The sequence below is a fragment of the Citrobacter sp. H12-3-2 genome (assembly GCF_009649895.1).
GTDB classification, from domain to species: domain Bacteria; phylum Pseudomonadota; class Gammaproteobacteria; order Enterobacterales; family Enterobacteriaceae; genus Citrobacter; species Citrobacter portucalensis.
This window is the reverse complement of the sequence record NZ_CP045837.1, coordinates 2,012,934-2,039,218: the sequence shown is the minus strand read 5'-3', so window position 1 is coordinate 2,039,218 and position 26,285 is coordinate 2,012,934. Positions and strand designations below refer to the sequence as shown.

The following is a 26,285-nucleotide window of genomic DNA, read 5'->3' as shown; positions in this document are numbered from 1 at the left end:
CTTTGCTTTGGATCAGTGGGCAGCGCTGACATTCTGGTTACATACGGGCAGGAATTGATGCGTTCTGGCGCGGTCAGAACCAGCAACAGATACCGCCACGACCAATATTATCTTTTCGAGAAAAAGTCTCTTCCTAATGGTTCCGGCAGCCCCAATGCGGCGACCATCCTGTCCGATGCAGCCATGTATCCATCAATATCTGTAGCGTCTAGAGATGTTTCTAGAACATCAGAAAAAACAGCCGCGAACTTTGTATAAAGCTGATCATGCGGCGTCCTAGTAAGCGTATAAGATTTTTCTTTACCCTGCATAACCCCTTGAAAAGTCATGTGGCTATAGTCATGAAATCTGAAATCAATTCTCAAGGCTTTGTCTTTTAATTTTGAAATAGTGATTTCAGGTAGGCACTTTCTTACAACCTCGCGGATTTGCATCCGGTCAGTATGGGTGACATCGCCCAATAGTTCATCTGAAAACAGGCTAAGTGTCTTTATGATCAACTCATCCAACTCGTTCTCTGAACCCTGTAGAGCTAATTTCTGTTTCAGGGAGTCCAGTTCTAATAATAGGGATTGCTCACGCTGTGAAAGCACTGCAACTTGTTCTATTAATTCCTGAATCGGTCCAATCGTGCTGATCGCCTGCGCCTGATTGGTTAACTGTTTCTTTACTAACCCCAGTTCAGTCTCTTTAGATTCAATTAATGGCGTCAAATCTTCCGTTTTAGTGTTTCCTAACAGGATACTATGCGTATATCCGTACACCAGAGCACGGGCTGTTAAATTCTCAACAATACTTCCGTTCACTGACCAGACCTTACAGGACGATTTCTGAATTTTTCCATTTGAACAAACATAGCGAAGTCGACCTTCTCGACTATATGCAATCATAGGACCACCGCATAACCCACACTTCAGAACACCTAATCCAGATAAAAGGCTGATCATTTTTTTCTGTTCACCTTGTACAAACTTGTTCCCAGTTCTGATGTCCTGAATACGTGCAAACTGTTCAGGCGTCACCAACGCAGGGTAATACCCATCTAGCTTGTGCTCATAACCTTCAATTGTCAGTTTCTTCACCCCCATTAATGCAGGGTTTTTTCTCATCGTCACCAAGTTAGGGACTGCCCATTTTTTTACACCTTGATCAATCTGTCTCTTTGTCGGTTTTGGGGCTGGATATAAGTCTAAATGTGAATTCAGATATGCAGTGACACGGAAGCAACCCCACCCCATAAGGAACAGCTCTACAGCCTTTTGTGCTGCAACCCAGTGAACCGGATGTGGTTTAACTGCTTCATATTTCGAACCACTCGAGTCAAACCACCACGGATCATTACTCATGTTTTTTATGTTGGTGGGTTGACCTTGTTTAAAACGAGCAACAAGCGCCCTAGCAGTGTTGTTGGTGCGATTCTGTTTAGTTTTAGATTCTTCGTTTGCTCTACTGAACATCAGCAATGAAATCAACATATCTGTAGGATTTTCATTTGCTGATTCCATCGTATAGACGCGCTGATCCATACCTGTTACTACAGTCAAACCTAGATCGAGCAAATCAAGCAATAGCTTTTGTGCAGTCCCTACCCCGCTCCGCGTGAGTCGGTCCAAGTTTTCAATAAAAATGGTTGAATCCTTTTCTATAACCCCATCTTTGACAGCTTGAATAAATGAACCTAAAGCACCATGTGTAATATTTTTACCTTTGAATGCGGATATCCCAGCGTCTCTAATTTCTGCGTATTCCAAGCCATTCTCAGTAGCATAATTGCGTGCAGCTTCTGTCTGCCTAGCTAAAGATGTCCCCACCGTTTGTTTCTGGCTTGACCAGCGGATATAGCTGTATAATTTTTTCATGTAGTGGTGTCTCAGTAGGTCCGTTTCCTTGTGGATGTCACTAGTTTACATCAACTGCATTGATTGGCATCTATTTATATTATGGCTTGCCATTAACGCACACTCTTAGTAACTTTGCGCGCCGAAAGACAGAGAAAAGGAGAAGCCCATGAACATCAATCTGGCCAAACTTGAGCAAGCGGAAATGGACAAGGTCAATGTCGATCTGGCTGCGGCTGGAGTGGCATTTAAGGAGCGATACAATATGCCCGTTGTTGCAGAAGTTGTTGAACGCGAACAGCCAGAGCATTTACGCGACTGGTTCCGCGAAAGACTCATTGCGCACCGCCTGGCATCCGTTTCGCTTTCACGTTTACCATACGAGCCTAAAGTTAAATAAAACTTATATTACGTTACGATTCCTTACATGACGCCTGCTACAGTATAAGCATATTCTTAATCCACACATTAAGGATGGTTGTAGACACTATGAAAAGGAAATCATTATGTCATACTGGAAAATCGCAGCAGCACAATACGAACCTCTTCACACCTCAGTTACCGAACATGTCGCGCATCACCTGCAATTCATTCATGCGGCAGCTCAATGCCAATGTGAATTGCTGGTCTTCCCTTCCCTCTCATTGCTGGGTTGTGTTGATGAGAATGACGCGCTTCCTGCCCCACCCGATGAAGCGCTGTTAGAACCTCTCGCACATGCCGCCGCGACTTATCGCATGACGATAATTGCGGGACTACCGGTAGAACATAACAACCGGTTCGTGAAAGGCATTGCGCTTTTCTCTCCCTGGATGACTTCGCCATTAACCTTCCATCAGAGCCACGGGGCTTGTATTGCCAGACAGCGAAATGCCATCAGCGTTGTAGATAGCCAACCGGAAGGCATTGATATCGACCCGGCTTATTCGCTATTCACCAGCTGCCAGTCAGTCAGTGAACCGGAACTGCTCTCCTCTACATCTCGCCTACAAAGTTTCTCACATAAATTTGCCATCGCGGTATTAATGGCCAATGCGCGGGGTAGCAGTGCGTTATGGGATGAACGAGGTCGATTGATTGTTCGCGCAGACAGCGGTTCGTTGCTGTTAACCGGCCAACGCACGCCACGGGGTTGGCAAGGTGATATCATTCCATTACGCTAGTCGTTTTGGGTCAGGAGCATGGCATGTTGCGCATAATAGATACAGAAACCTGTGGTCTACAGGGAGGCATTGTTGAAATTGCTTCTGTCGACGTGGTTGACGGAAAAATAGTCAACCCCATGAGCCACCTGGTACGCCCTGACCGCCCCATCAGCCCACAGGCGATGGCTATACATCGCATTACTGAAGCAATGGTGGCCGATAAGCCATGGATTGAAGACGTCATCCCACAGTATTACGGCAGCGAATGGTACGTTGCGCACAATGCCAGCTTTGACCGCCGCGTATTGCCCGATATGCCCGGGGAATGGATTTGCACCATGAAGCTCTCCCGTCGGCTGTGGCCGGGGATTAAATACAGCAACATGGCGCTGTATAAATCGCGCAAGCTGAGCGTCCAGACGCCAGCGGGTCTCCACCATCACCGCGCCCTGTACGATTGCTACATCACTGCGGCATTGCTGATCGACATCATGCAGACGTCAGGCTGGACAGCCGATCAAATGGTCGATATTACCGGCCGTCCCGCGTTACTCACTACTTTCACTTTTGGTAAGTACCGCGGAAAACCGGTATCAGAAGTAGCTGAACGCGATCCGGGCTATCTGCGCTGGTTATTTAATAACCTTGACAATATGAGCCCGGAACTGCGATTAACGCTAAAACACTATTTGGATCACGCCTGAGCAGGCAGCGTTCCCTGCGCCAGTCCAATCAAAAAAGCGTACTCAAGGGCCACGCCTTCGTAAGATTTAAAACGCCCGGATTTACCGCCGTGTCCGGAATCCATATCCGTGCAAAGTAGCAGCAAACGATCGTCCGTTTTCAGCTCACGCAGTTTTGCCACCCATTTTGCTGGTTCCCAGTATTGCACCTGGGAATCGTGTAATCCCGTCGTGACCAGCAGATGTGGGTATGCCTGCGCGGTTACATTGTCATACGGGCTGTAGCTTTTCATATAGGTGTAATACTCTTCGTCCTGCGGATTACCCCACTCTTCAAACTCACCGGTCGTCAGGGGAATTGATTCATCGAGCATTGTGGTTACCACATCGACAAACGGCACCTGAGCAATAACACCATGGAAGCGTTCCGGGCGTTCATTAATGGCGACGCCCATTAACATGCCTCCGGCGCTTCCGCCCATGCCATAACATAACTCAGGCGCGCCATAGCCCATTTTTAGCAACGCATCACAGACGTCGAGGTAATCATTGAAGGTATTTTTCTTGTGCAGAAACTTACCGTCCTCGTACCACTGTTGTCCTAATTCACCACCACCACGCACATGCGCAATAGCATAAACAAAGCCGCGATCCAGTAAGCTCAAACGGCTGCTGCTGAAATCGGCGTCCATGCTGGCGCCATATGAGCCATAGCCATAAACCAGTAACGGATTTTTTCCTTTCAGGAAATACTTTTGATGATAAACCAGCGAAACCGGAATCTCGGTGCCATCACGCGCGGTTATCCATAGGTGTTCGCTACGGTAATTCGCCGCATCAAATCCGGGGACCTCCGTCTGCTTAAGCACACGACGTTCCCCGGTGTCCATATCCAGTTCAAACAACGTGTCCGGGGTGGTCATGGAGGAATAGCCATAGCGCAGGCGCGATGTCTCCGGCTCTGGATTATAGGCAAGCCAGGTCACATAAGCCGGATCGTCAAAGGCGATCCCGACCACTTCGCGCGTTTTACGATTAATCTGTCGTAGGCTGGTTAAGCCGCGCTGACGCTCTTCTACCACCAGCCAGTCAGTGAATAGCGTAAAGCCCTCGAGCATCACGTTGTCGCGCGCAGGGATCAGCGTCTCCCAGGCTTGCTCATCACGAACGCGGGTACGATACAGGCCGAAATTTTTCCCCTGACGGTTGGAGCGCAGATAAAAATTGTGTTGATAGTGATCGAGACTGTATTCATGGTCTTTGCGTCGCGCTAAAAAGACCAACGGTTCGGCATCCGCCAGTTCTGCGTCAAGCAGTAAAACCTCACTGGTGGTCGCGCTGGCGATATGAATAACCACATAGTGTAGCGAGGTGGTTTTATGCAGGCTGACATAAAACATATCATCGGCTTCTTCATACACCAGCTCATCCCGTGACGATGGCGAGCCGACCGTATGTCGCCACACCTGATACGGCAATAACGTTGTTTCGTGCTTGCGCACGTAATAGAATGTCTGAGAATCATTCGCCCAGACCAGATCCGCTTCGACGTTTTCCAGCACTTCCGGATACCAGTTGCCGCTTTGCAGGTTGCGAAAACGCACGCCATATTGCCGGCGAGAGAGATAATCTTCGGCCAGCGCCATGATGGTGTTATCCGGAGATATCGCCAGTCCTCCCAGCGTATAAAACTCGCTGTGTGCCGCGCGCTGGTTCCCATCCAACAGAGTATCCCAATCATCCCACTCTTCACTGAGGGCAGACTGACGCTGATAAATAGCATATTCGCACCCCGGTTCATAAATATGCCGGTAGCGATAACCATTCTTCACATAGGGGGCGGATGCATCCTGAGGCGGGATACGGTCGATAATCTCTTTCAGGACGCGATCCTGCAAAGCCTGCTGCGAGGCCATAACCTGGCGGCCATACGCATTTTCTTGTTGCAGATAATCCAGCACTTCTGGCTTCGAGCGGGTGTCATCTCGCAGCCAGTAATAATTATCAACACGAGTATCGCCATGCTGCGTCATGGCGTGGGGAATACGAGAAGCTTTTGGTAGCATGTCATTGTTCTTTTGCTTAAACATCCTATAAGGGTGGCAAAAGACAGCAATGATGCAAGCGAAACATGCACCTTAGCGGTAAGTAATTAACCCGGTAAAGCCTGTTTTTGTTCTTTGAGATCCTGTTCAATACCTTCACGAACATCCTGCGGGATCTTCAACGCATCGCCCAGCGCATTGAGATAGCTACGCTCCATAAAGTGGTCGATATCAATCGCCGCACAGCTCAGGAAGTAAATTTCTAGCGCTTCTTCTTCGTTGCGGATCCCTTGCGCCAGGCGCTGAGGATCTAACGGTTGTTCAATGGCTCGTTCAATCAAAACACGGCCCTGCTCTTCCACGCCCGCTTCACGAAGCTGCTGCTCAATGGCCGCTCGTTCTTTAGCATCAATATGACCGTCGCTTTTCGCCGCAAAAACCAGCGCCAGAATCAGACGCTCGGTTCGCTCATCCAGCGGTGAGCTTTGTGCGCCAAACTGCGGCTCATCCTGATGCGCAGCGCGAACTTTATCTTTGTATTTGTTCCATAACACGGTACCGGCAACCGCGCCGCCGCCCACCAGAAGCGCGCTGGTGCCGTATTTACTCAGTAATTTACGTGAAGATTTGTTGGCAACCAGTAATCCTGCCAGACCGCCTAACGCGCCTGGAACCAGAAGTTTACTCAGCCCTTGCTCGCCAGAAGATGACGCGGAGGATCCTTTTTGCCCAAGAAGAGATTGTAGTTGATTCAGCCAATTAGCCATTTTGCCCCTCAAGTACAGACGAATAATCATCAAAGCGTACCCGAGGGGATGTCAGGAAGTGTTCAGGTCATCAAAAGATGTGCAAATACCTGCGTTACTGCGGCTGATACTCCGCCGTTCCGGCTTTGCAGTCGACTTTTACCTGATAGTGAATATCCGCGCTTTTACCGCGAACCGTCAGGGGAACTGACCATTTCCCGTCTTTGCCCGTAATATCGGGCGTGTTGACCCAGGCGACAGGGTCGGCTTGCCCGACGAGTTTTTGATCGTCAGCCCAGCGCGCGATGCGATTTTGCTGATAGTCACGTTTCACGCTTGCCGCAATACCGTCAGCATCCAGTCCTTCGCACTTGGGGAACTGAACATTCTTGCTTTCCATACTTGCCGCAAATACCGATACGCTGGCAGACAATAACAGCAGGCTCAATAACGCTCTTTTTTTATACATTCTTTTCTCCTTAATCTCCCCTTCGTCCTTCAGGTTGCCTGCGGCAACGTGAAATAACGTCAGAGATTGCACAATGATTCAGGGAAAAGCATGGTACAAAACGTCAGGAGCGCAAGTCGTTTCAGGCAGCCTGAGTATCATCCTCAGTGTGTGCATCGTTTTCGACAGCCTGTGGCGAAGGCAGCTTGCCGTTTTTCAGAATGGCGCTCAGCACATCTTTTTGCTCAGCCAGCCACAGGGAAAGCGCTTCACGCTGCTCGTCTTCGAGCGCTACCGGCGATTGCTCCAGCCATGTGTCGAGCAGATCTGCTGTATCCAGCATTTTGTCATACGCATCGGCTTCCTTTTTGCTGGTAAACGACATTTTTTCCTCACCTTCCCGAATGACTACGTATTTAACTTCAACCGCCATTTTTGCAGCCTCTTAAATTACCTGTATTTATGTACAGCATATTCTTTTTAAGCCCTGAAATCAACCTGATAATAAAGACAGACGCAAACGTTTTCGTATATACTGCGCCCAGATAAAACAGGGGATTAATTTATGACGTTATTAGGCACAGCGCTGCGTCCCGCAGCAACGCGAGTGATGTTATTAGGTTCAGGTGAACTGGGTAAAGAAGTGGCGATTGAATGCCAACGCCTGGGTGTGGAAGTCATTGCCGTGGATCGTTACCCCGACGCGCCAGCCATGCACGTTGCCCATCGCTCCTACGTAATTAACATGCTGGATGGCGAGGCATTACGCCAGCTTGTCGAACGTGAAAAACCACATTACATCGTGCCGGAAATAGAGGCGATTGCCACGGATATGCTGATCAAACTGGAACAGGAAGGTCAACACGTTGTGCCTTGCGCACGAGCGACTCAACTGACCATGAACCGGGAAGGAATCCGTCGCCTCGCCGCCGAAGAATTGTCTTTACCCACATCATCTTTCCGTTTTGCAGACACCGAAACACGATTTCGTGAGGCCGTTGCCGAAATCGGCTATCCCTGCATTGTGAAGCCGGTAATGAGTTCTTCCGGCAAGGGGCAGAGCTTTATCCGTTCAGCCGATCAGCTCACCGAGGCGTGGAACTATGCTCAACAGGGAGGCCGGGCAGGCGCCGGACGCGTTATCGTCGAAGGCGTAGTGAATTTTGATTTTGAAATCACCCTGCTAACCGTCAGCGCCGTTGATGGTGTGCATTTCTGCGCGTCGGTAGGTCATCGCCAGGAAGATGGCGATTATCGCGAGTCCTGGCAGCCGCAGCAGATGAGTGACCTGGCGCTGGCGCGCGCGCAGGAGATTGCCCGCAAGGTGGTACTGGCGCTGGGCGGTCACGGACTGTTTGGCGTGGAGCTGTTTGTCTGCGGTGATGAGGTGATTTTCAGCGAAGTCTCCCCTCGCCCTCACGACACGGGTATGGTGACCTTAATTTCGCAGGATCTGTCTGAGTTTGCCCTGCACGTACGTGCATTTCTCGGTCTGCCCGTTGGCGAAATCCGCCAGTATGGACCTTCTGCTTCCGCCGTTATTCTGCCGCAACTTACCAGCCAAAATATCACGTTTGATAACGTGCAAGCCGCTGTAGGTGCGGGTATGCAAGTGCGTTTCTTTGGCAAGCCGGAAATCGACGGGAGCCGTCGTCTGGGCGTTGTGCTGGCCACAGCACAGAGCATTGAAGATGCGGTGATACGCGCGAAAGACGCAGCCGCACAGGTGAAAGTCGCAGGATAAAAACCAGACCCGTAGGCCGGATAAAGCATTGATGCCGTATCCGACCTACGGTTTACGCATTAACGGCTTACTGCTTCGCGCCTTCTACTGCTTCACGAGCCAGCTTGGTAATACGATCGTAATCACCCGCTTCCAGCGCATCCGCCGGAACCAGCCAGGAACCACCGATGCACAGCACGCTTTTCAGTGCCAGGTAGTCACGGTAGTTCGCCGGAGAGATACCGCCGGTTGGGCAGAAACGCACTTGAGAGAACGGACCCGCAATTGCCTGCAGCGCTTTGGTACCACCATTTGCTTCAGCAGGGAAGAATTTGAACTCTTTCAAACCGTAGTCCATACCCAGCATCAGTTCAGACACGGTGCTGATACCAGGGATCAGCGGAATAGTGCCTTCCGTTGCGGCTTTCAGCAGCGGCTCGGTCAGGCCCGGGCTGATAGCAAACTGCGCACCGGCTTCGGTTACTTCAGCCAGCTGTTGCGGATTCAGTACAGTACCTGCACCAACGATAGCGTCCGGAACTTCTTTTGCGATCGCGCGAATGGCATCCATCGCACATGCGGTACGTAAGGTCACTTCCAGAACGCGCACGCCGCCTGCAACCAGCGCTTTTGCCATCGGCACTGCGTGTTCCAGTTTATTAACCACGATAACCGGTACAACCGGGCCAGTGGTCAGGATTGCTTCTGCACTTGTCTTCCAGTTTTTCATCAGAGTTTTCTCTCGCCTGATTACAAAATAAGTCTTAAAAAGTGATACAGGTTGCGCCCTGTTCCGCACCGGACAGCTTTTCACGCAACGCGCTGAACATTTCACGGCCTGTGCCCACGCGCGATGCGCTGAGGTCAGGAATGTGAGGCTGACGAGAAGCAAGTTCCTCTTCATCAACCAGCAGCGTCAATTCACCTGTCTGTCCATTCACACGAATGATGTCGCCATCGCGTACTTTTGCCAGCAGCCCGCCATCGTAGGCTTCTGGGGTTACATGGATTGCTGAAGGCACTTTACCTGAAGCACCTGAAAGTCGTCCATCGGTAACTAACGCAATTTTGAAACAACGGTCCAATAATACACCAAGTGGCGGCATGAGTTTATGTAATTCTGGCATTCCGTTTGCTTTTGGTCCCTGATGGCGCACAACGACTACGCAATCACGGTCGAGCAGTCCCGCATCGAAGGCCGGCAATACATCATGCTGACTTTCAAAAACAACCGCGGGCGCTTCAATTACCTGATTTTCTACCGGAACCGCCGACGTTTTCATCACAGCACGTCCGAGGTTACCGCTCAGCACTTTGGTACCGCCGTGGTGGGAGAATGGCTGATCGATGGTAGCAATAACATTACTGTCCAGAGACTTCTCTGCCCCTTCGCGCCAGTCCAGCTCACCATCGTTAAGCCAGGGTTCCATGGTGTAACGCGACAAACCAAACCCGGCAACGGTGTTCACATCTTCATGCAGCAGACCCGCGTTCAGCAGTTCGCGCATTAACACCGGCACGCCACCCGCTGCCTGGAAGTGGTTAATATCTGCCGGACCATTCGGATACAGACGCGCCATCAACGGCACGATATCGGACAGATCGGAGAAGTCGTCCCAGTTAATCAGAATCCCGGCTGCGCGCGCCATCGCAACCAGGTGCATTGTATGGTTGGTTGACCCCCCGGTCGCCAGCAGCGCGACAATACCGTTCACCACTACTTTTTCATCGATCATTTTACCGATCGGCATCCATTCATTGCCGTTGCCGGTCAGACGCGTTACCTGACGAGCAGCCGCGGCGGTCAACGCCTCGCGCAGCGGGGCATCCGGGTGTACGAATGAGGACCCAGGCAATTGCATCCCCATAAACTCCACCACCATCTGGTTGGTGTTTGCCGTGCCATAGAACGTACAGGTCCCCGGTGCGTGATAAGACGCCGCTTCGGATTCAAGCAGCGCCATGCGATCGACTTTGCCTTCAGCATACAGCTGACGGATACGCACTTTTTCTTTGTTCGCCAGACCACTCGCCATCGGGCCGGAGGGAATAAAGATCGAAGGCAGATGACCAAATGACAGTGCCGCCATCACCAACCCCGGGACAATTTTGTCGCACACGCCAAGGAATAACGCGCCGTCGAACATATTGTGTGAGAGGCCGACGGCAGCCGACATCGCAATCACTTCGCGACTCAGCAACGAAAGCTCCATCCCATCCTGTCCCTGGGTCACACCGTCGCACATCGCAGGAACACCACCAGCGACCTGGCCTACCGCATTGGCTTCATGCAGCGCTTTACGAATGATGTCGGGATAATGTTCGTACGGCTGATGCGCGGAAAGCATGTCGTTATAGGAAGTAATGATCGCGATATTGTTACGCAGCATGCTTTTCAGCGAGGCCTTGTCATCCGGCTGGCAGGCAGCAAAACCATGCGCCAGGTTACCGCACGCCAGTTGTGAACGATGAACGGTAGTCGATTTCGCTTGTTCAATACGGGCAAGGTAGGCGGAACGCGTGTCGCGAGAACGTTCGACAATTCGTTTTGTTACGCGTAACAAATTCGGATTCATAGAGGCTCCTAAAATTTATCTGTCAGAGCGTTGGATCAACAATGTGTTTCAGTTGGGTTAAAAGCAGCTGAATCGCTTGTTAGCCGTAGCTCAGGGGCAAAATCGTTTCAGGCAGTGTAATAAAAAAAGCCCCGCGGGTGAATCCACGCGGAGCTTAAAAGTGCAAAAATTATTCTACAATCTGTGTTAGATCATGTTACCGGTAAAATAACACCTATGGGCTAGATGATATTTTACTCGAATTCGTTCCATGAACGACCATCACGGGTAATCATGGCCACAGAGGCAACCGGTCCCCAGGTGCCGGCCTGATACGGCTTCGGTGCGTCGTTGTCCATTGCCCAGGCTTCGGTAATAGAATCGACCCACTTCCATGCTTCTTCAACTTCATCTCGACGCACAAACAGCGCCTGAATGCCGCGCATAGTTTCAAGCAGCAGGCGCTCATAAGCGTCGGCCAGATGCGTTTGGTTGAAGGTTTCGGAGTAGCTCAGGTCAAGTTTGGTAATTTGCAGGTTATGCTTGTGATCCAGTCCCGGCACTTTGTTCAGTACCTGGATATCGACACCTTCATCAGGCTGCAAACGGATAGTCAGCTTGTTCTGCGGCAGGTCCTGCCAGGATTCTCTGAACAGGTTCAGCTCAGGCGTTTTGAAGTAAACCACCACTTCAGAGCACTTGGTCGGTAAACGCTTACCGGTACGCAGGTAGAACGGTACCCCCGCCCAGCGCCAGTTATCGATATCCACACGGATCGCCACAAACGTTTCCGTGTTGCTGCTCTTGTTCGCGCCTTCTTCTTCCAGGTATCCCGGAACTTTTTTGCCCTGGGCAAAACCGGCGGTGTACTGACCACGAACTGTCTTTTCACGTACGTTCGAACGATCGATACGACGCAGTGATTTCAGTACTTTCACTTTTTCATCACGGATGCTGTCTGCGCTCAGATCGGACGGCGGAGACATCGCGATCATGCACAGGATCTGCAGCAGGTGGTTCTGGATCATGTCGCGCATTTGACCGGCCTGGTCAAAGTAGCCCCAGCGCCCTTCAATGCCCACTTCTTCCGCCACGGTAATTTCTACGTGGTCGATAGTGCGGTTATCCCAGTTATTCACAAACAGGGAGTTGGCAAAACGCAGTGCCAACAGGTTCAGTACCGTCTCTTTGCCGAGATAGTGGTCGATGCGGTAAACCTGGCACTCTTCGAAATACTCGCCAACCTGATCGTTGATTTCACGGGATGTTGCCAGTGATGTACCCAGCGGTTTTTCCATCACCACGCGGGCAGGCTTAGCATTCAGCTTTGCTTCACCCAGACCTTTGCAGATCGCGCCAAAGGTGCTCGGCGGCATTGCGAAATAGTTGATGGTGGTACGCGATTTTTGATCCAGCATTTTGCCCAGACGCTTAAACGCGGCGGTGTCGTTGACGTCCAGGTTACAAAACTCAAGACGACCGCTGAGGGTTTCCCACAAACTTTCATCAATTTTTTCTTTCATGAAGGTTTCGAGCGCTTCGCGCACAACCTTGGTATAGGCTGCTTTGTCCCAGTCGGCACGCCCAACCCCAATGATGCGGGTATCCGGGTTAATCTGGCCGGCCTTTTCCAGTTGATACAGGGAAGGCAGCAATTTCCGCCGCGCCAGGTCGCCCTTCGCGCCGAAAATGACCAGATCACATGCCTGGGCTGTTTGCGTTACCGCCATGTCATTCTCCTCAATTAAGTGCCTGGTGCTTTTGCCAGACACTGGTTGTAATTTTATTACAGTGCACTGTACTGCTTTTACGTGAATCCGGAAACCGTAAACGCTTATCCAGCCGTGCTGTTACCGCGAACAGCCGCTTTATTGGCGTATAACCCATCAAAATGGATAAAAAAGTCGTCTTTTTCGTACCCATGAAGAAGTATGAAAATCCGACTCCGATCATGTAATGAAAAAAAACAACAACTATTTTGTCCATTTTGCCCCGTTGCTGCACTAGCAGGGGTACTATCTACCAGAGTTACCACTCGATTTCCCCTTATCGTTGAAATCGTTTTTGCCCATGACCCATGAGTCTACCTACATCATGAATATGCTGGAAAAAGTCCAGTTAAAACTGGAACATTTGAGCAAGTCAGAGCGTAAAGTCGCCGACATTATTCTTGCCTCTCCCGAGCAGGCAATTCACTCAAGCATCGCTGCGCTTGCTGTAGAAGCCAACGTCAGCGAACCGACGGTGAACCGTTTCTGTCGTAGCATGGATACGCGCGGCTTCCCTGATTTTAAACTGCATCTGGCACAAAGTCTGGCAAATGGTACCCCTTATGTTAATCGCAATGTGGATGAGGATGACAGCGTAGAATCTTATACGGGGAAAATCTTCGAATCGGCGATGGCAAGCCTTGACCACGTTCGTCAGTCACTGGATAACGCGGCGGTAAACCGGGCGGTAGATTTGTTAACCCAGGCAAAGAAAATAGCCTTCTTTGGTTTAGGTTCTTCCGCCGCGGTAGCGCACGACGCGATGAACAAATTTTTCCGCTTTAACGTACCGGTAATCTATTCCGACGACATTGTCCTGCAACGTATGAGTTGTATGAATTGTAGCGACGACGACGTCATTGTGCTTATTTCTCATACTGGAAGAACCAAAAGTCTGGTTGAACTGGCGCAGTTAGCAAGGGAAAACGACGCTATGGTTATCGCCCTCACCTCTCCCGGGACGCCACTGGCGCGTGAAGCCACGCTGGCTATTACCCTCGATGTACCGGAAGATACTGACATTTATATGCCCATGGTCTCTCGACTTGCTCAACTGACCGTGATAGATGTGCTGGCTACAGGATTTACTTTGCGCCGAGGGGCAAAATTTAGAGATAACTTGAAGCGTGTCAAGGAAGCGCTCAAGGAATCGCGTTTTGATAAAGAATTACTCATCAAGAGTGATGACCGCTAAAAGCAATAACAATGTTCTACCCTTTTATCATCCGGGTCGTTCATTTTACCGTTAATGTTTGAGAACGGCCGGATTAATGTTCACGCAACACCTAGTTGTTTCAGTCAACGGAGTATTACATGTCCAGAAGGCTTCGCAGAACCAAAATCGTTACCACGTTAGGCCCGGCAACTGACCGCGATAACAACCTTGAGAAGATTATCGCCGCGGGTGCGAACGTCGTACGTATGAACTTTTCCCACGGCTCTCCAGAAGATCACAAACTGCGGGCGGATAAGGTCCGTGAAATTGCCGCAAAACTGGGACGTCATGTAGCTATTTTGGGTGACCTGCAGGGACCTAAAATCCGCGTATCTACCTTTAAAGAAGGTAAAGTTTTTCTTAATGTTGGCGACAAGTTCCTGTTAGACGCCAACCTCGGTAAAGGCGAAGGCGACAAAGAAAAAGTCGGCATTGATTATAAGGGACTGCCTGCAGACGTCGTGCCTGGCGATATCCTGCTGCTCGACGACGGGCGCGTACAGCTTAAAGTGCTGGAAGTTCAGGGCATGAAAGTCTTCACCGAAGTCACTGTCGGTGGCCCGCTGTCCAATAACAAGGGCATAAACAAACTGGGCGGCGGTCTCTCTGCTGAAGCCCTGACCGAAAAAGACAAAGCCGACATCATTACCGCAGCGCAAATCAGCGTTGACTATTTGGCTGTCTCCTTCCCGCGTTGCGGCGAAGATCTAAACTATGCCCGCCGTCTGGCGCGCGACGCCGGTTGCGATGCGAAAATTGTCGCCAAGGTAGAACGTGCAGAAGCCGTCTGCGACCAGAATGCGATGGATGACATCATCCTGGCTTCTGACGTAGTGATGGTAGCCCGTGGCGACCTGGGTGTTGAAATCGGTGACCCTGAGCTGGTAGGTATTCAGAAAGCGTTGATTCGTCGTGCGCGTCAGCTAAACCGTGCGGTCATCACCGCCACACAGATGATGGAGTCGATGATCACCAACCCAATGCCGACTCGTGCGGAAGTGATGGACGTGGCTAACGCCGTCCTCGACGGCACCGATGCCGTGATGCTCTCTGCCGAAACAGCAGCAGGTCAGTACCCGGCGGAAACCGTCGCGGCAATGGCGCGCGTTTGCCTGGGTGCAGAGAAGATCCCAAGCATCAACGTCTCTAAACACCGTCTTGACGTGCAGTTTGATAACGTTGAAGAAGCGATTGCGATGTCAGCGATGTACGCTGCTAACCACCTTAAAGGGGTCACTGCTATCATTGCTATGACGGAGTCCGGTCGTACTGCGCTGATGACTTCTCGTATCAGTTCCGGTCTGCCAATTTTCGCGATGTCTCGTCATGAACGTACGCTGAATCTGACCTCTCTGTATCGCGGTGTCACCCCGGTTCACTTTGACAGCGAAACAGATGGCGTCGTTGCCGCCAATGAAGCAGTGAACCTGCTGCGTGATAAAGGCTATCTGGTTTCCGGCGATCTGGTGATCGTGACACAGGGCGATGTGATGAGCACTATTGGCTCAACTAACACCACGCGTATCCTGACCGTCGAGTAACACCAGCGTTTGATGTAAAAAAGCCTCTCGTTTGAGAGGCTTTTTTTTATTTCTTCGGATAGAGATCTTTGCGCTTATAGGGCTCAATCTCGCCGGGTTTACGCGTCTTAAGCAGTTTCAGTATCCAGGTATATTGTTCGACATGAGGCGTGACAAAAATTTCCACCTCTTCGTTCATTCGTCTGGCAATGGTGTGGTCATCCGCTGTCAGGATGTCATCCATCGGAGGACGGACCTTAATCGTCAGGCGGTGAGTTTTACCGTCATACACCGGAAACAGCGGCACTACACGCGCGTGGCAAACCTTCATCAAGCGACCAATTGCCGGTAACGTTGCTTTATAGGTAGCAAAAAAATCGACAAACTCGCTGTGCTCAGGTCCATGGTCCTGATCCGGCAAGTAATATCCCCAATATCCCTGACGTACAGACTGAATAAACGGTTTGATGCCATCATTACGCGCATGTAATCGACCTCCGAAACGACGGCGTACCGTGTTCCAGACGTAATCAAATACCGGGTTTCCCTGATTGTGGAACATTGCTGCCATTTTCTGTCCCTGGGAAGCCATCAGCATCGCCGGGATATCTACGCCCCAGCCATGAGGAACGAGAAAAATCACTTTTTCATCGTTGCGGCGCATCTCTTCGATGATTTCAAGGCCCTGCCAGTCAACCCGATTCTGAATTTTCTCCGGCCCTCGCAGGGCGAGTTCCGCCATCATGACCATCGCCTGAGGGGCGGTCGCGAACATCTCATCAACAATGGCTTCGCGCTCAGCTTCGCTGCGTTCAGGAAAACAAAGTGATAAATTGATCAGCGCTCTGCGACGTGAGCTTTTTCCCAAGCGTCCAACCATCCGTCCGAGCTTTGCCAGAATAGGATCGCGAAATGACGCCGGCGTTAACGCAATCCCAGCTATCGCCGCTACACCCAGCCAGGCGCCCCAGTAGCGCGGATAGCGAAATGATTTATCAAACTCAGGGATATACTCAATATTCTTTTTTTTCGTTTCCATGCTCTTCCAGTGTCTGGTGCGGCGAAAAGTAGATCTGCTGATAGTGTAGCGGCGCACGATGCGCCGTACAAAATAAAAAAGCCGGCACGCATCGCGTACCGGCTTTATCAGTGTGCTAATTAATCAAAACGTAGCTGAGGCATAACTTCTTTCACCTGCGCCAGATAATCGGTGCGATCCGAGCCGGTCAGACCTTCTGTACGCGGCAGTTTCGCCGTCAGAGGGTTCACGGCCTGCTGGTTGATCCACACTTCGTAGTGCAGATGCGGACCTGTTGAACGCCCGGTGTTACCTGACAGCGCGATACGATCGCCACGTTTCACTTTTTGACCTGGTTTCACCAACAGCTTACGCAGGTGCATATAACGGGTGGTGTAGGTACGACCATGACGAACCGCAACATAGTATCCGGCAGCGCCGCTACGCTTCGCTACGACCACTTCACCATCGCCTACCGACAGTACTGGCGTCCCCTGCGGCATCGCAAAGTCGACACCTTTGTGCGGCGCTACGCGTCCAGTCACCGGATTCAGGCGACGCGGGTTAAAGTTCGAGGAGATGCGGAACTGTTTCGCCGTCGGGAAACGCATGAAGCCTTTCGCCAGCCCGGTACCGTTACGGTCATAGAACTTACCGTCTTCAGCACGGATGGCGTAATAGTCTTTGCCTTCAGAACGTAAACGCACGCCCAGCAACTGGCTTTGCTCGCGCTTACCGTCCAGCATTTCGCGAGACATCAGCACTGAGAACTCATCGCCTTTTTTCAGTTTGCGGAAATCCATCTGCCACTGCATGGCCTTAATCACCGCGCTGATTTCAGAGCTGGTCAGTCCGGCCTCTTTGGCGCTGGCGACGAAGCTTCCGCCCACCGTGCCTTTGATACGGCTGTTAACCCAATCGCCCTGCTGCATTTCACTGCTCATTTTGAAACCTGTCGCAGTGCGATCGTAAGTGCGGGTTTCACGGCGGGACACTTCCCAGGTCAGACGCTGCAGGTCACCTTCCGCGCTTAAGGTCCAGGATAACTGCTGACCAATTTTCAGATTGCGCAGTTCTTTATCGGAAGCAGCGAGCTGACTGATGTCGCCCATATCGATGCCGTACTGATTCAGAATACTGCTCAGCGTATCGCCTGTGGAGACGACATACTCATGCACGCCGGCTTCACCAGACGTTTTGTCATCCAGTTCATCCTGCGGAATGGCTTCGTCTTCCTGCGCGGCCTGATCGATAGGTTCACTGGCCTCAGGCAACAGTGAACGAATCTCGCTTTTTTCCAGCTCGATAGTTTTAACGATGGGTGCAGAATCGGGATGGTAAACATAAGGCCGCCAGACGGCGACGGCCAATGTCAGTACGGTAAGCGACCCCAGCATAACGCGATGGGGTCGCGGCAGATTATTAAATGCCAGAGCGACAGAGCGGGCTATCTGTTGCACGTATTCACTTCCTCATTAATCTCCTTTCAGGCAGCTCGCATACTGGTTGGCTAATTGGTTCAAAAACGCTGAATAGCTTGTTTTACCCAGTTTGATATTCGTTCCGAGCGGATCCAACGTTCCCATTCGAACGGATGTCCCTCTCGCGACGGCTTCAACGACCGCTGGCCTGAACTGTGGCTCAGCAAAAACGCAGGTTGCTTTTTGCTCAACCAACTGTGTTCTTATTTCATGTAAACGCTGCGCACCAGGTTGAATCTCAGGGTTCACGGTAAAGTGACCAAGCGGTGTTAGTCCGTAGTGTTTTTCGTAGTAGCCATAGGCGTCATGAAAAACGAAATAACCTTTTCCCTTGAGCGGTGCGAGCTCGTTACCTACCTGCTTATCGGTTGCGGCTAATTGTGCCTCAAAATCCTTCAGGTTGGCGTCAAGTTTGGCTCGACTTTGCGGCATAAGTTCCACTAATTTTTCATGGATTGCAACCGCTGAGGCCCGCGCTATCTCTGGGGAAAGCCAAAGATGCATGTTGTAATCGCCATGATGGTGATGCTCGTCACTTTTTTCACTGCCAGCATCATTGTGTCCATGATCGTCATCGTCGTCATCAGCACCTTTCATGAGTAACGGTTTCACGTCATTGAGCTGCGCAATCGTTACCTGTTTCGCGTTAGGAATATTCTTGACTGACTTTTCCATAAACGCTTCCATCTCAGGCCCAATCCAAACAACTAAGTCCGCGCCCTGTAAGCGTTTTACGTCTGATGGACGCAGTGAATAGTCATGTTCGGAAGCCCCGTCAGGCAGGAGAACCTCAGTGTCTGTTACCCCGTCTGCAATGGCTGAAGCAATAAACCCCAGCGGCTTGAGCGAGGCCACCACAGCGGCATTTACTGCCTGTGTTGCACTACCCCAAAGAGCAGCGGATAATGCTGCGAAAAGAAGCGTATTTTTATGTAACATAATGCGACCAATCATCGTAATGAATGTAAGAAATGTGATATTATAACATTCTATAACTTCTGCAAGACTAAAATTGATATGACGACTTTGGTTTCACTGGAAAATGTCTCGGTCTCTTATGGTCAACGCCGCGTCCTGTCTGACGTATCGCTTGAACTTCGACCCGGTAAAATTTTAACGCTTCTCGGCCCAAATGGCGCCGGGAAGTCTACGTTGGTGCGCGTTGTATTAGGGCTGGTAGCGGCTGATGAGGGAGTAATCAAGCGTAATGGTCAATTGCGGATTGGCTATGTACCGCAAAAACTGTACCTCGATACTACGCTGCCACTGACGGTAAGTCGGTTTATGCGCTTACGTCCCGGCACCAAAAAAGAGGATATCCTTCCGGCACTGAAGCGAGTTCAGGCCGGGCATCTAATGGATGCGCCGATGCAAAAGCTCTCTGGCGGGGAAACGCAACGCGTCCTGTTGGCCCGTGCTTTATTGAATAAACCTCAGCTACTGGTGCTCGATGAACCAACCCAGGGCGTGGATGTCAATGGGCAGGTCGCACTGTACGACCTTATCGACCAGTTGCGACGTGAACTGGATTGCGCCGTACTGATGGTTTCCCATGACCTGCATCTGGTGATGGCCAAAACCGATGAGGTACTGTGCCTGAACCATCATATTTGCTGTTCCGGTGCGCCGGAAGTGGTTTCTATGCACCCGGAATTCATCTCAATGTTCGGGCAACGCGGCGCCGAACAACTCGGAATTTACCGTCATAATCACAATCACCGCCACGATTTACAGGGTCGTATCGTTTTACGCCGGGGAAATGGTCACTCATGATTGAATTGTTATTACCCGGCTGGTTAGCTGGGATCATGCTGGCCTGTGCTGCTGGCCCACTCGGCTCGTTTGTAGTCTGGCGTCGAATGTCTTATTTCGGTGATACGCTGGCCCACGCTTCGCTGCTGGGTGTCGCCTTTGGCCTGCTGCTGGATGTAAACCCTTTCTATGCGGTTATCGCCGTCACCCTGTTGCTGGCTGGCGGTCTGGTATGGCTGGAGAAGCGCCCTCACCTTGCGATCGATACCTTGCTGGGTATTATGGCGCACAGCGCATTGTCATTGGGGCTGGTTGTTGTCAGCCTGATGTCCAACATCCGTGTGGATCTGATGGCTTACCTGTTTGGTGATTTGCTCGCCGTGACGCCAGAAGATCTTATCTCCATCGCCATCGGCGTGGTTATTGTTCTGGCGATTCTGTTCTGGCAGTGGCGTAACCTGCTGTCGATGACCATCAGTCCGGATCTGGCATTTGTCGATGGCGTGAAGCTGCAACGCGTGAAGCTGCTGCTGATGCTGGTTACGGCGTTAACGATTGGCGTGGCGATGAAGTTTGTCGGGGCGCTGATTATCACCTCACTGCTTATCATCCCTGCGGCGACCGCCCGTCGCTTTGCCCGTACGCCGGAGCAGATGGCAGGGGTTGCCGTTGGAGTGGGAATGATAGCAGTTACAGGCGGGCTGACCTTCTCGGCCTTCTATGACACCCCGGCAGGTCCTTCCGTGGTGCTGTGCGCCGCGCTGCTGTTTATTTTCAGCATGATGAAAAAGCAAGCGAGCTAAGCATGCGTTGCCCGGTGGCGCTGCGCTTACCGGGCCCACAAAATCGCCCAGGCCTGATGAGCGTCGCGACATCAGGCATTAAGGCATCTGTGGCGGTGTAATGCCAAAATGGTTCCAGGCGCGCACGGTTGCCATACGTCCACGCGGCGTACGTTGTAGAAAACCTTGCTGAATCAGATACGGCTCCAGCACGTCCTCAATGGTTTCACGCTCTTCCCCAATCGCCGCTGCCAGGTTATCCAGTCCTACCGGTCCGCCAAAGAATTTATCGATAACCGCCAGCAGCAGCTTACGGTCCATATAATCGAATCCTTCCGCATCCACATTGAGCATATCCAGCGCCTGGGCGGCAATATCAGCCGAAATCGTGCCGTCATGCTTCACTTCAGCGAAATCGCGTACCCGGCGTAATAAACGGTTGGCGATACGCGGCGTACCGCGGGCGCGGCGTGCCACTTCCAGCGCGCCTTCATCGCTCATTTCCAGGCCCATAAAGCGTGCGCTACGCCCAACAATGTGCTGCAGGTCTGCCACCTGATAGAACTCCAGGCGCTGCACAATACCAAAACGGTCACGCAGCGGAGACGTTAACGACCCGGCGCGCGTCGTCGCCCCGATTAGCGTGAACGGCGGCAGATCGATCTTAATCGAACGGGCAGCCGGCCCTTCACCAATCATGATATCCAGTTGATAATCTTCCATCGCCGGATACAGCACCTCTTCCACCACCGGTGACAGACGATGAATTTCATCGATAAACAGCACATCGTGGGGTTCAAGGTTGGTAAGCATTGCCGCCAGATCACCCGCTTTTTCCAGTACCGGACCAGACGTGGTGCGCAGATTAACGCCCATTTCATTGGCGACAATATTGGCAAGCGTAGTTTTACCAAGACCAGGAGGACCGAAAATCAGCAGGTGATCGAGAGCATCACCGCGCAGCTTCGCCGCCTGGATAAAAATCTCCATTTGCGAACGAACCTGAGGCTGGCCAATATACTCTTCCAGCAATTTTGGGCGAATCGCACGATCCACCAGATCTTCAGGGGTAGTGCTGACAGCCGAAATCAGGCGATCTGCTTCAATCATCCTTTACCTCACAATGCCGCGCGAAGCGCTTCACGAATCAGGGTTTCACTGCTGGCATCAGGGCGGGCAATTTTGCTCACCATGCGGCTGGCTTCCTGTGGTTTATAGCCCAACGCCACCAGCGCAGCAACCGCTTCCTGCTCGGCGTCGTCCGTTGTCGGGCTTGCCGGAGACGTCAGGACCAGATCCGCCGCTGGTGTAAAGAGATCACCATGCAAACCTTTAAAGCGGTCTTTCATTTCTACAATCAGGCGTTCTGCGGTTTTCTTACCAATACCCGGTAATTTCACCAGCGCGCCCAGCTCTTCCCGCTCCACGGCATTAACAAACTGCTGAGCAGACATACCGGAGAGGATCGCCAGCGCCAGCTTCGGCCCCACGCCATTGGTTTTGATTAACTCTTTAAACAGCGTGCGCTCTTGCTTGTTGTTAAAGCCATACAATAGCTGAGCATCTTCTCGCACCACAAAATGGGTGAAAATAATCGCTTCTTGCCCGGCTTCCGGCAACTCGTAGAAACAGGTCATCGGCATATGCACTTCATAGCCTACCCCGCCCGTTTCCAGAAGGACCAGCGGGGGTTGTTTTTCAATAATGATGCCTCTGAGTCTGCCTATCACGTGACGCTCCTGCGTTAAGGGCTAAAAGGTAATGCGCTATCATAAAAAAAGGCTGGATAGATATCCAGCCTCATTTGTCACTAACGTAACCGACCTCGCGCCAAATTCAGCCTCGACTCGCTCATTTGCATGGCGTTCTGACTGACATGGCAGTGGGTAATGGCAATCGCTAGTGCATCCGCGGCATCTGCTTGCGGATTCGCCGGGAGTTTTAGCAGCGTGCGTACCATATGCTGGACCTGGCTTTTTTCCGCGCTACCGATCCCCACCACGGTCTGTTTTACCTGGCGGGCCGCGTATTCAAAGACCGGTAGATCCTGATTGGTCGCCGCAACGATTGCCACGCCGCGAGCCTGTCCCAGCTTTAGCGCCGAGTCGGCGTTCTTCGCCATAAAAACCTGCTCAATGGCAAAATAGTCCGGCTGAAACTGGGTGATGATTTCCGTCACGCCCGCGTAAATCAACTTCAGACGTGACGGGAGATCGTCGACTTTGGTGCGAATGCAGCCGCTGCCGAGATAGGTCAACTGCCTGCCGACCTGACGAATAACGCCATAACCGGTGATGCGAGACCCCGGGTCAATGCCGAGAATAATAGACATCACGCATCTCCTGTTATTTTATGGCTTAACCACATCATTCTAAGGTGGCAGCAACCTCATCGGAGATTTCACCGTTGTGGTAAACTTCCTGCACGTCGTCGCAGTCTTCCAGCATATCGATCAGACGCATCAGCTTCGGCGCTGTTTCTGCATCCATATCCGCTTTGGTGGATGGGATCATAGACACTTCAGCTGCGTCCGCTTTCAGACCAGCCGCTTCCAGCGCGTCACGCACTTTGCCCATCTCTTCCCACGCGGTGTAAACGTCAATTGCGCCGTCGTCGAAGGTCACAACGTCTTCAGCACCTGCTTCCAGCGCTGCTTCCATGATGGCGTCTTCGTCGCCCTGTTCAAAGGAGATCACGCCTTTTTTGCTGAACAGATAAGCCACGGAACCGTCGGTACCGAGGTTACCACCCGTTTTCGTGAACGCATGACGCACTTCCGCAACGGTACGGTTACGGTTGTCAGACAGACATTCAATCATAACGGCTGTACCGCCAGGACCGTAACCTTCATAGATGATGGTTTCCATGTTGGAATCTTCATCACCACCCACACCGCGCGCGATTGCACGGTTCAGGGTGTCACGGGTCATGTTGTTAGCCAGCGCTTTATCAACCGCTGCACGCAGACGCGGGTTAGCATCCGGATCGCCGCCGCCCAGTTTAGCCGCCGTCACCAGCTCACGAATTATTTTGGTGAAAATTTTACCGCGTTTAGCATCCTGCGCTGCTTTACGGTGTCTGGTGTTGGCCCATTTACTATGACCTGCCATAAATAATATCTCCAAAAAGCGCGCCTTTTCAGGCGACGTTAATTACAAACTCTTCAATCGCCTGCCGGTTACTCCACGACTTGGTTAATTGGGCGGCTTCAACCGCATTAACCCAACGATAGGTCAGATGTTCGGTGAACACGATCTCTCGTTCTGAGGGAAGTGCCAGGCAAAACCAGGATTCAGTATTACGTTCAATTCCCGGTGCATAGCGATGACGTAAATGGCTAAAAATCTCAAACTCCACCGTGCGCTGACAGTCAATTAAGGTCAGTTGCTCAGATGCAACATCAATGGCGACCTCTTCCTTTACTTCGCGCATAGCGGCTTGCGACGCGGTTTCACCTTCTTCAAGGCTGCCGGTGACCGACTGCCAGAAATCAGGATCGTCGCGTCGCTGTAACATCAGCACTCTCCCGGTGTCCTTTGCATAAATCACGACTAACACCGAGACAGGCTGTTTATATGTCATATCAGTTATTCTCGGCCTTCTTAACAACCTGAATGCTCAGTTCCGCCAGCGCAGCTGCGTTGGCAAAGCTTGGCGCTTCAGTCATCAGACACGCTGCAGCCGTGGTTTTCGGGAAAGCAATAACGTCACGAATGTTGTCAGTACCGGTCAACAGCATAGTCAGACGGTCCAGACCAAACGCCAGGCCCGCATGCGGCGGTGTACCATATTTTAGCGCATCCAGCAGGAAGCCGAATTTCTCACGCTGTTCTTGCTCATTAATGCCCAGAATACCGAATACGGTTTGCTGCATGTCGCCGTTGTGAATACGCACGGAACCGCCGCCTACTTCGTAGCCGTTGATGACCATATCGTACGCGTTGGCAACCGCGTCTTCCGGCGCTGCTTTCAGCTCAGCGGCCGTCATATCTTTCGGCGCGGTGAACGGGTGGTGCATTGCGGTCAGGCCGCCTTCACCATCGTCTTCGAACATTGGGAAGTCGATAACCCACAGCGGTGCCCATTTGGCTTCGTCGGTGATGTTCAGGTCTTTACCCAGTTTCAGACGCAGCGCGCCCATCGCGTCGGCAACCACTTTCTTGTTGTCGGCACCGAAGAAAATCATGTCGCCGTCTTGCGCACCGGTACGTGCCAGAATCGCTTCCACAATTTCTGCGTTCAGGAACTTAGCAACTGGGCTGGTAATACCTTCCAGACCTTTCGCACGTTCGGTGACTTTGATGTAAGCCAAGCCTTTCGCGCCGTAAATCTTGATAAAGTTACCGTAATCGTCGATCTGCTTACGGCTCAGTGCAGCACCACCCGGTACACGCAGAGCAGCTACGCGGCCTTTCGCATCGTTTGCCGGACCAGAGAACACTGCGAACTCAACGTCTTTCACCAGATCGGCAACGTCAACCAGCTCCATCGGGTTACGCAGGTCTGGTTTATCGGAACCGTAACGACGCTCAGCTTCGGCAAAGGTCATGATCGGGAAATCACCCAGATCGACACCTTTCACTTCCAGCCACAGATTACGCACCAGCGCTTCCATCACTTCACGCACCTGCGGTGCGGTCATGAAGGAAGTCTCAACGTCGATCTGGGTAAATTCAGGCTGACGGTCAGCACGTAAGTCTTCATCACGGAAGCATTTAACGATCTGATAGTAGCGGTCAAAGCCAGACATCATCAGCAGCTGTTTAAACAACTGAGGTGATTGCGGCAGCGCGTAGAATTTACCTTTATGTACGCGAGAAGGTACCAGGTAATCGCGCGCGCCTTCCGGCGTCGCTTTGGTCAGCATCGGTGTTTCGATGTCGAGGAAGCCGTGGTCGTCCATAAAACGACGCACCAGGCTGGTGATTTTGGCACGCGTTTTCAGGCGCTGCGCCATTTCAGGGCGACGCAGATCTAAATAGCGATACTTCAGTCGCGCTTCTTCGGTGTTGACGTGGTTAGAGTCCAACGGCAGCGAGTCTGAACGGTTGATGATAGTCAGATCGGAAGCCAGCACTTCAATTTCGCCCGTCGCCATATCGGCGTTGACGTTTTTCGCGTCACGCGCACGCACGGTGCCCGTAACCTGGATGCAGAACTCATTACGCAGTTCGGAGGCCAGCTTTAACGCGTCCGCACGGTCCGGATCGAAAAATACCTGCACGATACCTTCGCGGTCGCGCATATCGATAAAGATCAGGCTACCAAGATCACGACGACGGTTGACCCAACCACACAGAGTCACCTGCTGCCCCTCGTGGGACAGACGTAGCTGTCCGCAATATTCTGTACGCATGAGATATCCCTTAACTTTGCCGCAGGCGGATTGTCACCTGCCTCGCAGATGACGAAGTCGCAGCTTTAGCTGAATGTCACAACTGAATGAAAAAAGGCGGCTATTATACTGGAAATTCTGCCGCACGATAAGTCCGGTACTGACTGTACGCCTGTTTCCTCGACGGGCATTGCGTAATCTCACAAAAAATAACAAAAATTGTCGCCCC

At 51.6% G+C, this 26,285-nt stretch carries 25 protein-coding genes; 8 read left to right on the top strand and 17 right to left on the bottom strand.

Features of this window, described 5'->3' with window-relative positions; genetic code table 11:
* Positions 1 to 107: 107 nt before the first annotated feature.
* Positions 108 to 1,859, bottom strand: coding sequence for a recombinase family protein (locus GHC22_RS09685; protein WP_003844143.1), 1,752 nt, complete (start codon positions 1,857 to 1,859; stop codon positions 108 to 110).
* Positions 1,860 to 2,007: 148 nt separating this feature from the next.
* On the opposite strand from GHC22_RS09685, the gene GHC22_RS09680 reads away from it, so the two are divergent.
* From GHC22_RS09680 to exoX, 3 genes are all read left to right on the top strand, one after another.
* Entirely contained in the window at positions 2,008 to 2,238 is a 231-nt protein-coding gene (locus GHC22_RS09680; protein WP_003034925.1) for a DNA polymerase III subunit theta, read from the top strand.
* A 106-nt stretch (positions 2,239 to 2,344) separates the two neighbouring features.
* On the top strand, positions 2,345 to 3,001 hold the full coding sequence (locus tag GHC22_RS09675; RefSeq protein WP_008785043.1) for a carbon-nitrogen hydrolase family protein: 657 nt from the start codon (positions 2,345 to 2,347) through the stop codon (positions 2,999 to 3,001).
* A gap of 23 nt (positions 3,002 to 3,024) precedes the next feature.
* On the top strand, positions 3,025 to 3,687 hold the full coding sequence (exoX, locus tag GHC22_RS09670; RefSeq protein WP_003833802.1) for an exodeoxyribonuclease X: 663 nt from the start codon (positions 3,025 to 3,027) through the stop codon (positions 3,685 to 3,687).
* Here the strand turns inward: exoX and ptrB are convergent.
* The 4 genes from ptrB to yebG all read right to left on the bottom strand — a co-directional run bounded on the left by ptrB (position 3,678) and on the right by yebG (position 7,338).
* A complete protein-coding gene (gene ptrB / locus GHC22_RS09665) occupies positions 3,678 to 5,732 on the bottom strand; it encodes an oligopeptidase B (RefSeq protein ID WP_194841961.1) in 2,055 nt (684 codons plus the stop codon). The two genes, exoX and ptrB, sit on opposite strands and share 10 nt — an antisense overlap.
* 86 nt (positions 5,733 to 5,818) lie before the next feature.
* Positions 5,819 to 6,478 (bottom strand): tellurite resistance TerB family protein, encoded by a 660-nt coding sequence (locus tag GHC22_RS09660; RefSeq protein ID WP_003833804.1) that lies wholly within the window; start codon positions 6,476 to 6,478, stop codon positions 5,819 to 5,821.
* A gap of 94 nt (positions 6,479 to 6,572) precedes the next feature.
* Positions 6,573 to 6,926 (bottom strand): protein YebF, encoded by a 354-nt coding sequence (gene yebF, locus GHC22_RS09655; protein ID WP_153752799.1) that lies wholly within the window; start codon positions 6,924 to 6,926, stop codon positions 6,573 to 6,575.
* Between the two features lie 121 nt (positions 6,927 to 7,047).
* Positions 7,048 to 7,338, bottom strand: a complete 291-nt coding sequence (gene yebG, locus GHC22_RS09650) for a DNA damage-inducible protein YebG (RefSeq protein WP_032943780.1) — start codon at positions 7,336 to 7,338, stop codon at positions 7,048 to 7,050.
* A 132-nt stretch (positions 7,339 to 7,470) separates the two neighbouring features.
* Between yebG and purT the strand changes: the two genes are divergently transcribed.
* Positions 7,471 to 8,649, top strand: coding sequence for a formate-dependent phosphoribosylglycinamide formyltransferase (purT, locus tag GHC22_RS09645; RefSeq protein WP_153752797.1), 1,179 nt, complete (start codon positions 7,471 to 7,473; stop codon positions 8,647 to 8,649).
* Positions 8,650 to 8,716: 67 nt separating this feature from the next.
* Here purT and kdgA read toward each other — a convergent pair whose 3' ends face one another.
* The 3 genes from kdgA to zwf all read right to left on the bottom strand — a co-directional run bounded on the left by kdgA (position 8,717) and on the right by zwf (position 12,913).
* A complete protein-coding gene (gene kdgA, locus GHC22_RS09640) occupies positions 8,717 to 9,358 on the bottom strand; it encodes a bifunctional 4-hydroxy-2-oxoglutarate aldolase/2-dehydro-3-deoxy-phosphogluconate aldolase (RefSeq protein WP_003034901.1) in 642 nt (213 codons plus the stop codon).
* Positions 9,359 to 9,392: 34 nt separating this feature from the next.
* On the bottom strand, positions 9,393 to 11,204 hold the full coding sequence (edd, locus tag GHC22_RS09635; RefSeq protein ID WP_153752795.1) for a phosphogluconate dehydratase: 1,812 nt from the start codon (positions 11,202 to 11,204) through the stop codon (positions 9,393 to 9,395).
* Between the two features lie 233 nt (positions 11,205 to 11,437).
* The gene (gene zwf / locus GHC22_RS09630; RefSeq protein ID WP_003833817.1) at positions 11,438 to 12,913 is read right to left on the bottom strand and encodes a glucose-6-phosphate dehydrogenase; all 1,476 of its coding nucleotides are present in this window, start codon (positions 12,911 to 12,913) and stop codon (positions 11,438 to 11,440) included.
* 364 nt (positions 12,914 to 13,277) lie between these two features.
* On the opposite strand from zwf, the gene GHC22_RS09625 reads away from it, so the two are divergent.
* Both GHC22_RS09625 and pyk read left to right on the top strand, forming a co-directional pair.
* The gene (locus GHC22_RS09625; RefSeq protein WP_153753969.1) at positions 13,278 to 14,147 is read left to right on the top strand and encodes a MurR/RpiR family transcriptional regulator; all 870 of its coding nucleotides are present in this window, start codon (positions 13,278 to 13,280) and stop codon (positions 14,145 to 14,147) included.
* A 119-nt stretch (positions 14,148 to 14,266) separates the two neighbouring features.
* Positions 14,267 to 15,709 (top strand): pyruvate kinase, encoded by a 1,443-nt coding sequence (gene pyk, locus GHC22_RS09620; RefSeq protein WP_003034890.1) that lies wholly within the window; start codon positions 14,267 to 14,269, stop codon positions 15,707 to 15,709.
* Between the two features lie 46 nt (positions 15,710 to 15,755).
* On the opposite strand, the gene lpxM is transcribed toward pyk, so the two are convergent.
* The 3 genes from lpxM to znuA all read right to left on the bottom strand — a co-directional run bounded on the left by lpxM (position 15,756) and on the right by znuA (position 19,126).
* Positions 15,756 to 16,727 (bottom strand): lauroyl-Kdo(2)-lipid IV(A) myristoyltransferase, encoded by a 972-nt coding sequence (gene lpxM, locus GHC22_RS09615; RefSeq protein WP_020996628.1) that lies wholly within the window; start codon positions 16,725 to 16,727, stop codon positions 15,756 to 15,758.
* Positions 16,728 to 16,846: 119 nt separating this feature from the next.
* Positions 16,847 to 18,166 carry a murein DD-endopeptidase MepM gene (gene mepM / locus GHC22_RS09610; protein WP_003833825.1) on the bottom strand — a complete coding sequence of 440 codons (1,320 nt, stop codon included), beginning with the start codon at positions 18,164 to 18,166 and terminating at the stop codon, positions 16,847 to 16,849.
* A gap of 15 nt (positions 18,167 to 18,181) precedes the next feature.
* The gene (znuA, locus tag GHC22_RS09605; RefSeq protein WP_153752793.1) at positions 18,182 to 19,126 is read right to left on the bottom strand and encodes a zinc ABC transporter substrate-binding protein ZnuA; all 945 of its coding nucleotides are present in this window, start codon (positions 19,124 to 19,126) and stop codon (positions 18,182 to 18,184) included.
* Between the two features lie 78 nt (positions 19,127 to 19,204).
* Between znuA and znuC the strand changes: the two genes are divergently transcribed.
* Together znuC and znuB are read left to right on the top strand one after the other, a co-directional pair.
* Complete coding sequence (gene znuC, locus GHC22_RS09600; protein ID WP_003833829.1) at positions 19,205 to 19,960, top strand: zinc ABC transporter ATP-binding protein ZnuC; 756 nt, start codon at positions 19,205 to 19,207, stop codon at positions 19,958 to 19,960.
* Positions 19,957 to 20,742, top strand: a complete 786-nt coding sequence (znuB, locus tag GHC22_RS09595; RefSeq protein WP_003034874.1) for a zinc ABC transporter permease subunit ZnuB — start codon at positions 19,957 to 19,959, stop codon at positions 20,740 to 20,742. The genes znuC and znuB overlap by 4 nt, the downstream gene beginning before the upstream one ends.
* Before the next feature lie 78 nt (positions 20,743 to 20,820).
* Here the strand turns inward: znuB and ruvB are convergent, their stop codons facing one another.
* The 6 genes from ruvB to aspS all read right to left on the bottom strand — a co-directional run bounded on the left by ruvB (position 20,821) and on the right by aspS (position 26,077).
* Positions 20,821 to 21,831, bottom strand: a complete 1,011-nt coding sequence (gene ruvB, locus GHC22_RS09590) for a Holliday junction branch migration DNA helicase RuvB (RefSeq protein WP_003034872.1) — start codon at positions 21,829 to 21,831, stop codon at positions 20,821 to 20,823.
* Positions 21,832 to 21,839: 8 nt separating this feature from the next.
* Positions 21,840 to 22,451, bottom strand: coding sequence for a Holliday junction branch migration protein RuvA (gene ruvA / locus GHC22_RS09585; protein ID WP_003034869.1), 612 nt, complete (start codon positions 22,449 to 22,451; stop codon positions 21,840 to 21,842).
* Between the two features lie 80 nt (positions 22,452 to 22,531).
* A complete protein-coding gene (ruvC, locus tag GHC22_RS09580; protein WP_003034867.1) occupies positions 22,532 to 23,053 on the bottom strand; it encodes a crossover junction endodeoxyribonuclease RuvC in 522 nt (173 codons plus the stop codon).
* Positions 23,054 to 23,087: 34 nt separating this feature from the next.
* Positions 23,088 to 23,831, bottom strand: a complete 744-nt coding sequence (locus tag GHC22_RS09575; RefSeq protein WP_003833836.1) for a YebC/PmpR family DNA-binding transcriptional regulator — start codon at positions 23,829 to 23,831, stop codon at positions 23,088 to 23,090.
* Between the two features lie 28 nt (positions 23,832 to 23,859).
* A complete protein-coding gene (nudB, locus tag GHC22_RS09570) occupies positions 23,860 to 24,303 on the bottom strand; it encodes a dihydroneopterin triphosphate diphosphatase (protein ID WP_003034863.1) in 444 nt (147 codons plus the stop codon).
* A 1-nt stretch (position 24,304) separates the two neighbouring features.
* Positions 24,305 to 26,077 carry an aspartate--tRNA ligase gene (gene aspS / locus GHC22_RS09565; protein WP_003833841.1) on the bottom strand — a complete coding sequence of 591 codons (1,773 nt, stop codon included), beginning with the start codon at positions 26,075 to 26,077 and terminating at the stop codon, positions 24,305 to 24,307.
* Between the last annotated feature and the right edge of the window lie 208 nt (positions 26,078 to 26,285).

Excerpts from the sequence above, each read along its gene's own strand:
- zwf (WP_003833817.1), bottom strand. The coding sequence starts at position 12,913 with ATGGCGGTAACGCAAACAGCCCAGGCATGTGATCTGGTCATTTTCGGC.
- kdgA (WP_003034901.1), bottom strand. The coding sequence starts at position 9,358 with ATGAAAAACTGGAAGACAAGTGCAGAAGCAATCCTGACCACTGGCCCG.
- ptrB (WP_194841961.1), bottom strand. The coding sequence starts at position 5,732 with ATGCTACCAAAAGCTTCTCGTATTCCCCACGCCATGACGCAGCATGGC.
- GHC22_RS09675 (WP_008785043.1), top strand. The coding sequence starts at position 2,345 with ATGTCATACTGGAAAATCGCAGCAGCACAATACGAACCTCTTCACACC.
- lpxM (WP_020996628.1), bottom strand. The coding sequence starts at position 16,727 with ATGGAAACGAAAAAAAAGAATATTGAGTATATCCCTGAGTTTGATAAA.
- aspS (WP_003833841.1), bottom strand. The coding sequence starts at position 26,077 with ATGCGTACAGAATATTGCGGACAGCTACGTCTGTCCCACGAGGGGCAG.
- znuC (WP_003833829.1), top strand. The coding sequence starts at position 19,205 with ATGACGACTTTGGTTTCACTGGAAAATGTCTCGGTCTCTTATGGTCAA.
- znuB (WP_003034874.1), top strand. The coding sequence starts at position 19,957 with ATGATTGAATTGTTATTACCCGGCTGGTTAGCTGGGATCATGCTGGCC.
- edd (WP_153752795.1), bottom strand. The coding sequence starts at position 11,204 with ATGAATCCGAATTTGTTACGCGTAACAAAACGAATTGTCGAACGTTCT.
- yebF (WP_153752799.1), bottom strand. The coding sequence starts at position 6,926 with ATGTATAAAAAAAGAGCGTTATTGAGCCTGCTGTTATTGTCTGCCAGC.
- GHC22_RS09680 (WP_003034925.1), top strand. The coding sequence starts at position 2,008 with ATGAACATCAATCTGGCCAAACTTGAGCAAGCGGAAATGGACAAGGTC.
- ruvC (WP_003034867.1), bottom strand. The coding sequence starts at position 23,053 with ATGTCTATTATTCTCGGCATTGACCCGGGGTCTCGCATCACCGGTTAT.
- yebG (WP_032943780.1), bottom strand. The coding sequence starts at position 7,338 with ATGGCGGTTGAAGTTAAATACGTAGTCATTCGGGAAGGTGAGGAAAAA.
- GHC22_RS09575 (WP_003833836.1), bottom strand. The coding sequence starts at position 23,831 with ATGGCAGGTCATAGTAAATGGGCCAACACCAGACACCGTAAAGCAGCG.
- ruvB (WP_003034872.1), bottom strand. The coding sequence starts at position 21,831 with ATGATTGAAGCAGATCGCCTGATTTCGGCTGTCAGCACTACCCCTGAA.
- purT (WP_153752797.1), top strand. The coding sequence starts at position 7,471 with ATGACGTTATTAGGCACAGCGCTGCGTCCCGCAGCAACGCGAGTGATG.
- znuA (WP_153752793.1), bottom strand. The coding sequence starts at position 19,126 with ATGTTACATAAAAATACGCTTCTTTTCGCAGCATTATCCGCTGCTCTT.
- GHC22_RS09685 (WP_003844143.1), bottom strand. The coding sequence starts at position 1,859 with ATGAAAAAATTATACAGCTATATCCGCTGGTCAAGCCAGAAACAAACG.
- GHC22_RS09660 (WP_003833804.1), bottom strand. The coding sequence starts at position 6,478 with ATGGCTAATTGGCTGAATCAACTACAATCTCTTCTTGGGCAAAAAGGA.
- nudB (WP_003034863.1), bottom strand. The coding sequence starts at position 24,303 with ATGACATATAAACAGCCTGTCTCGGTGTTAGTCGTGATTTATGCAAAG.
- exoX (WP_003833802.1), top strand. The coding sequence starts at position 3,025 with ATGTTGCGCATAATAGATACAGAAACCTGTGGTCTACAGGGAGGCATT.
- GHC22_RS09625 (WP_153753969.1), top strand. The coding sequence starts at position 13,278 with ATGAATATGCTGGAAAAAGTCCAGTTAAAACTGGAACATTTGAGCAAG.
- pyk (WP_003034890.1), top strand. The coding sequence starts at position 14,267 with ATGTCCAGAAGGCTTCGCAGAACCAAAATCGTTACCACGTTAGGCCCG.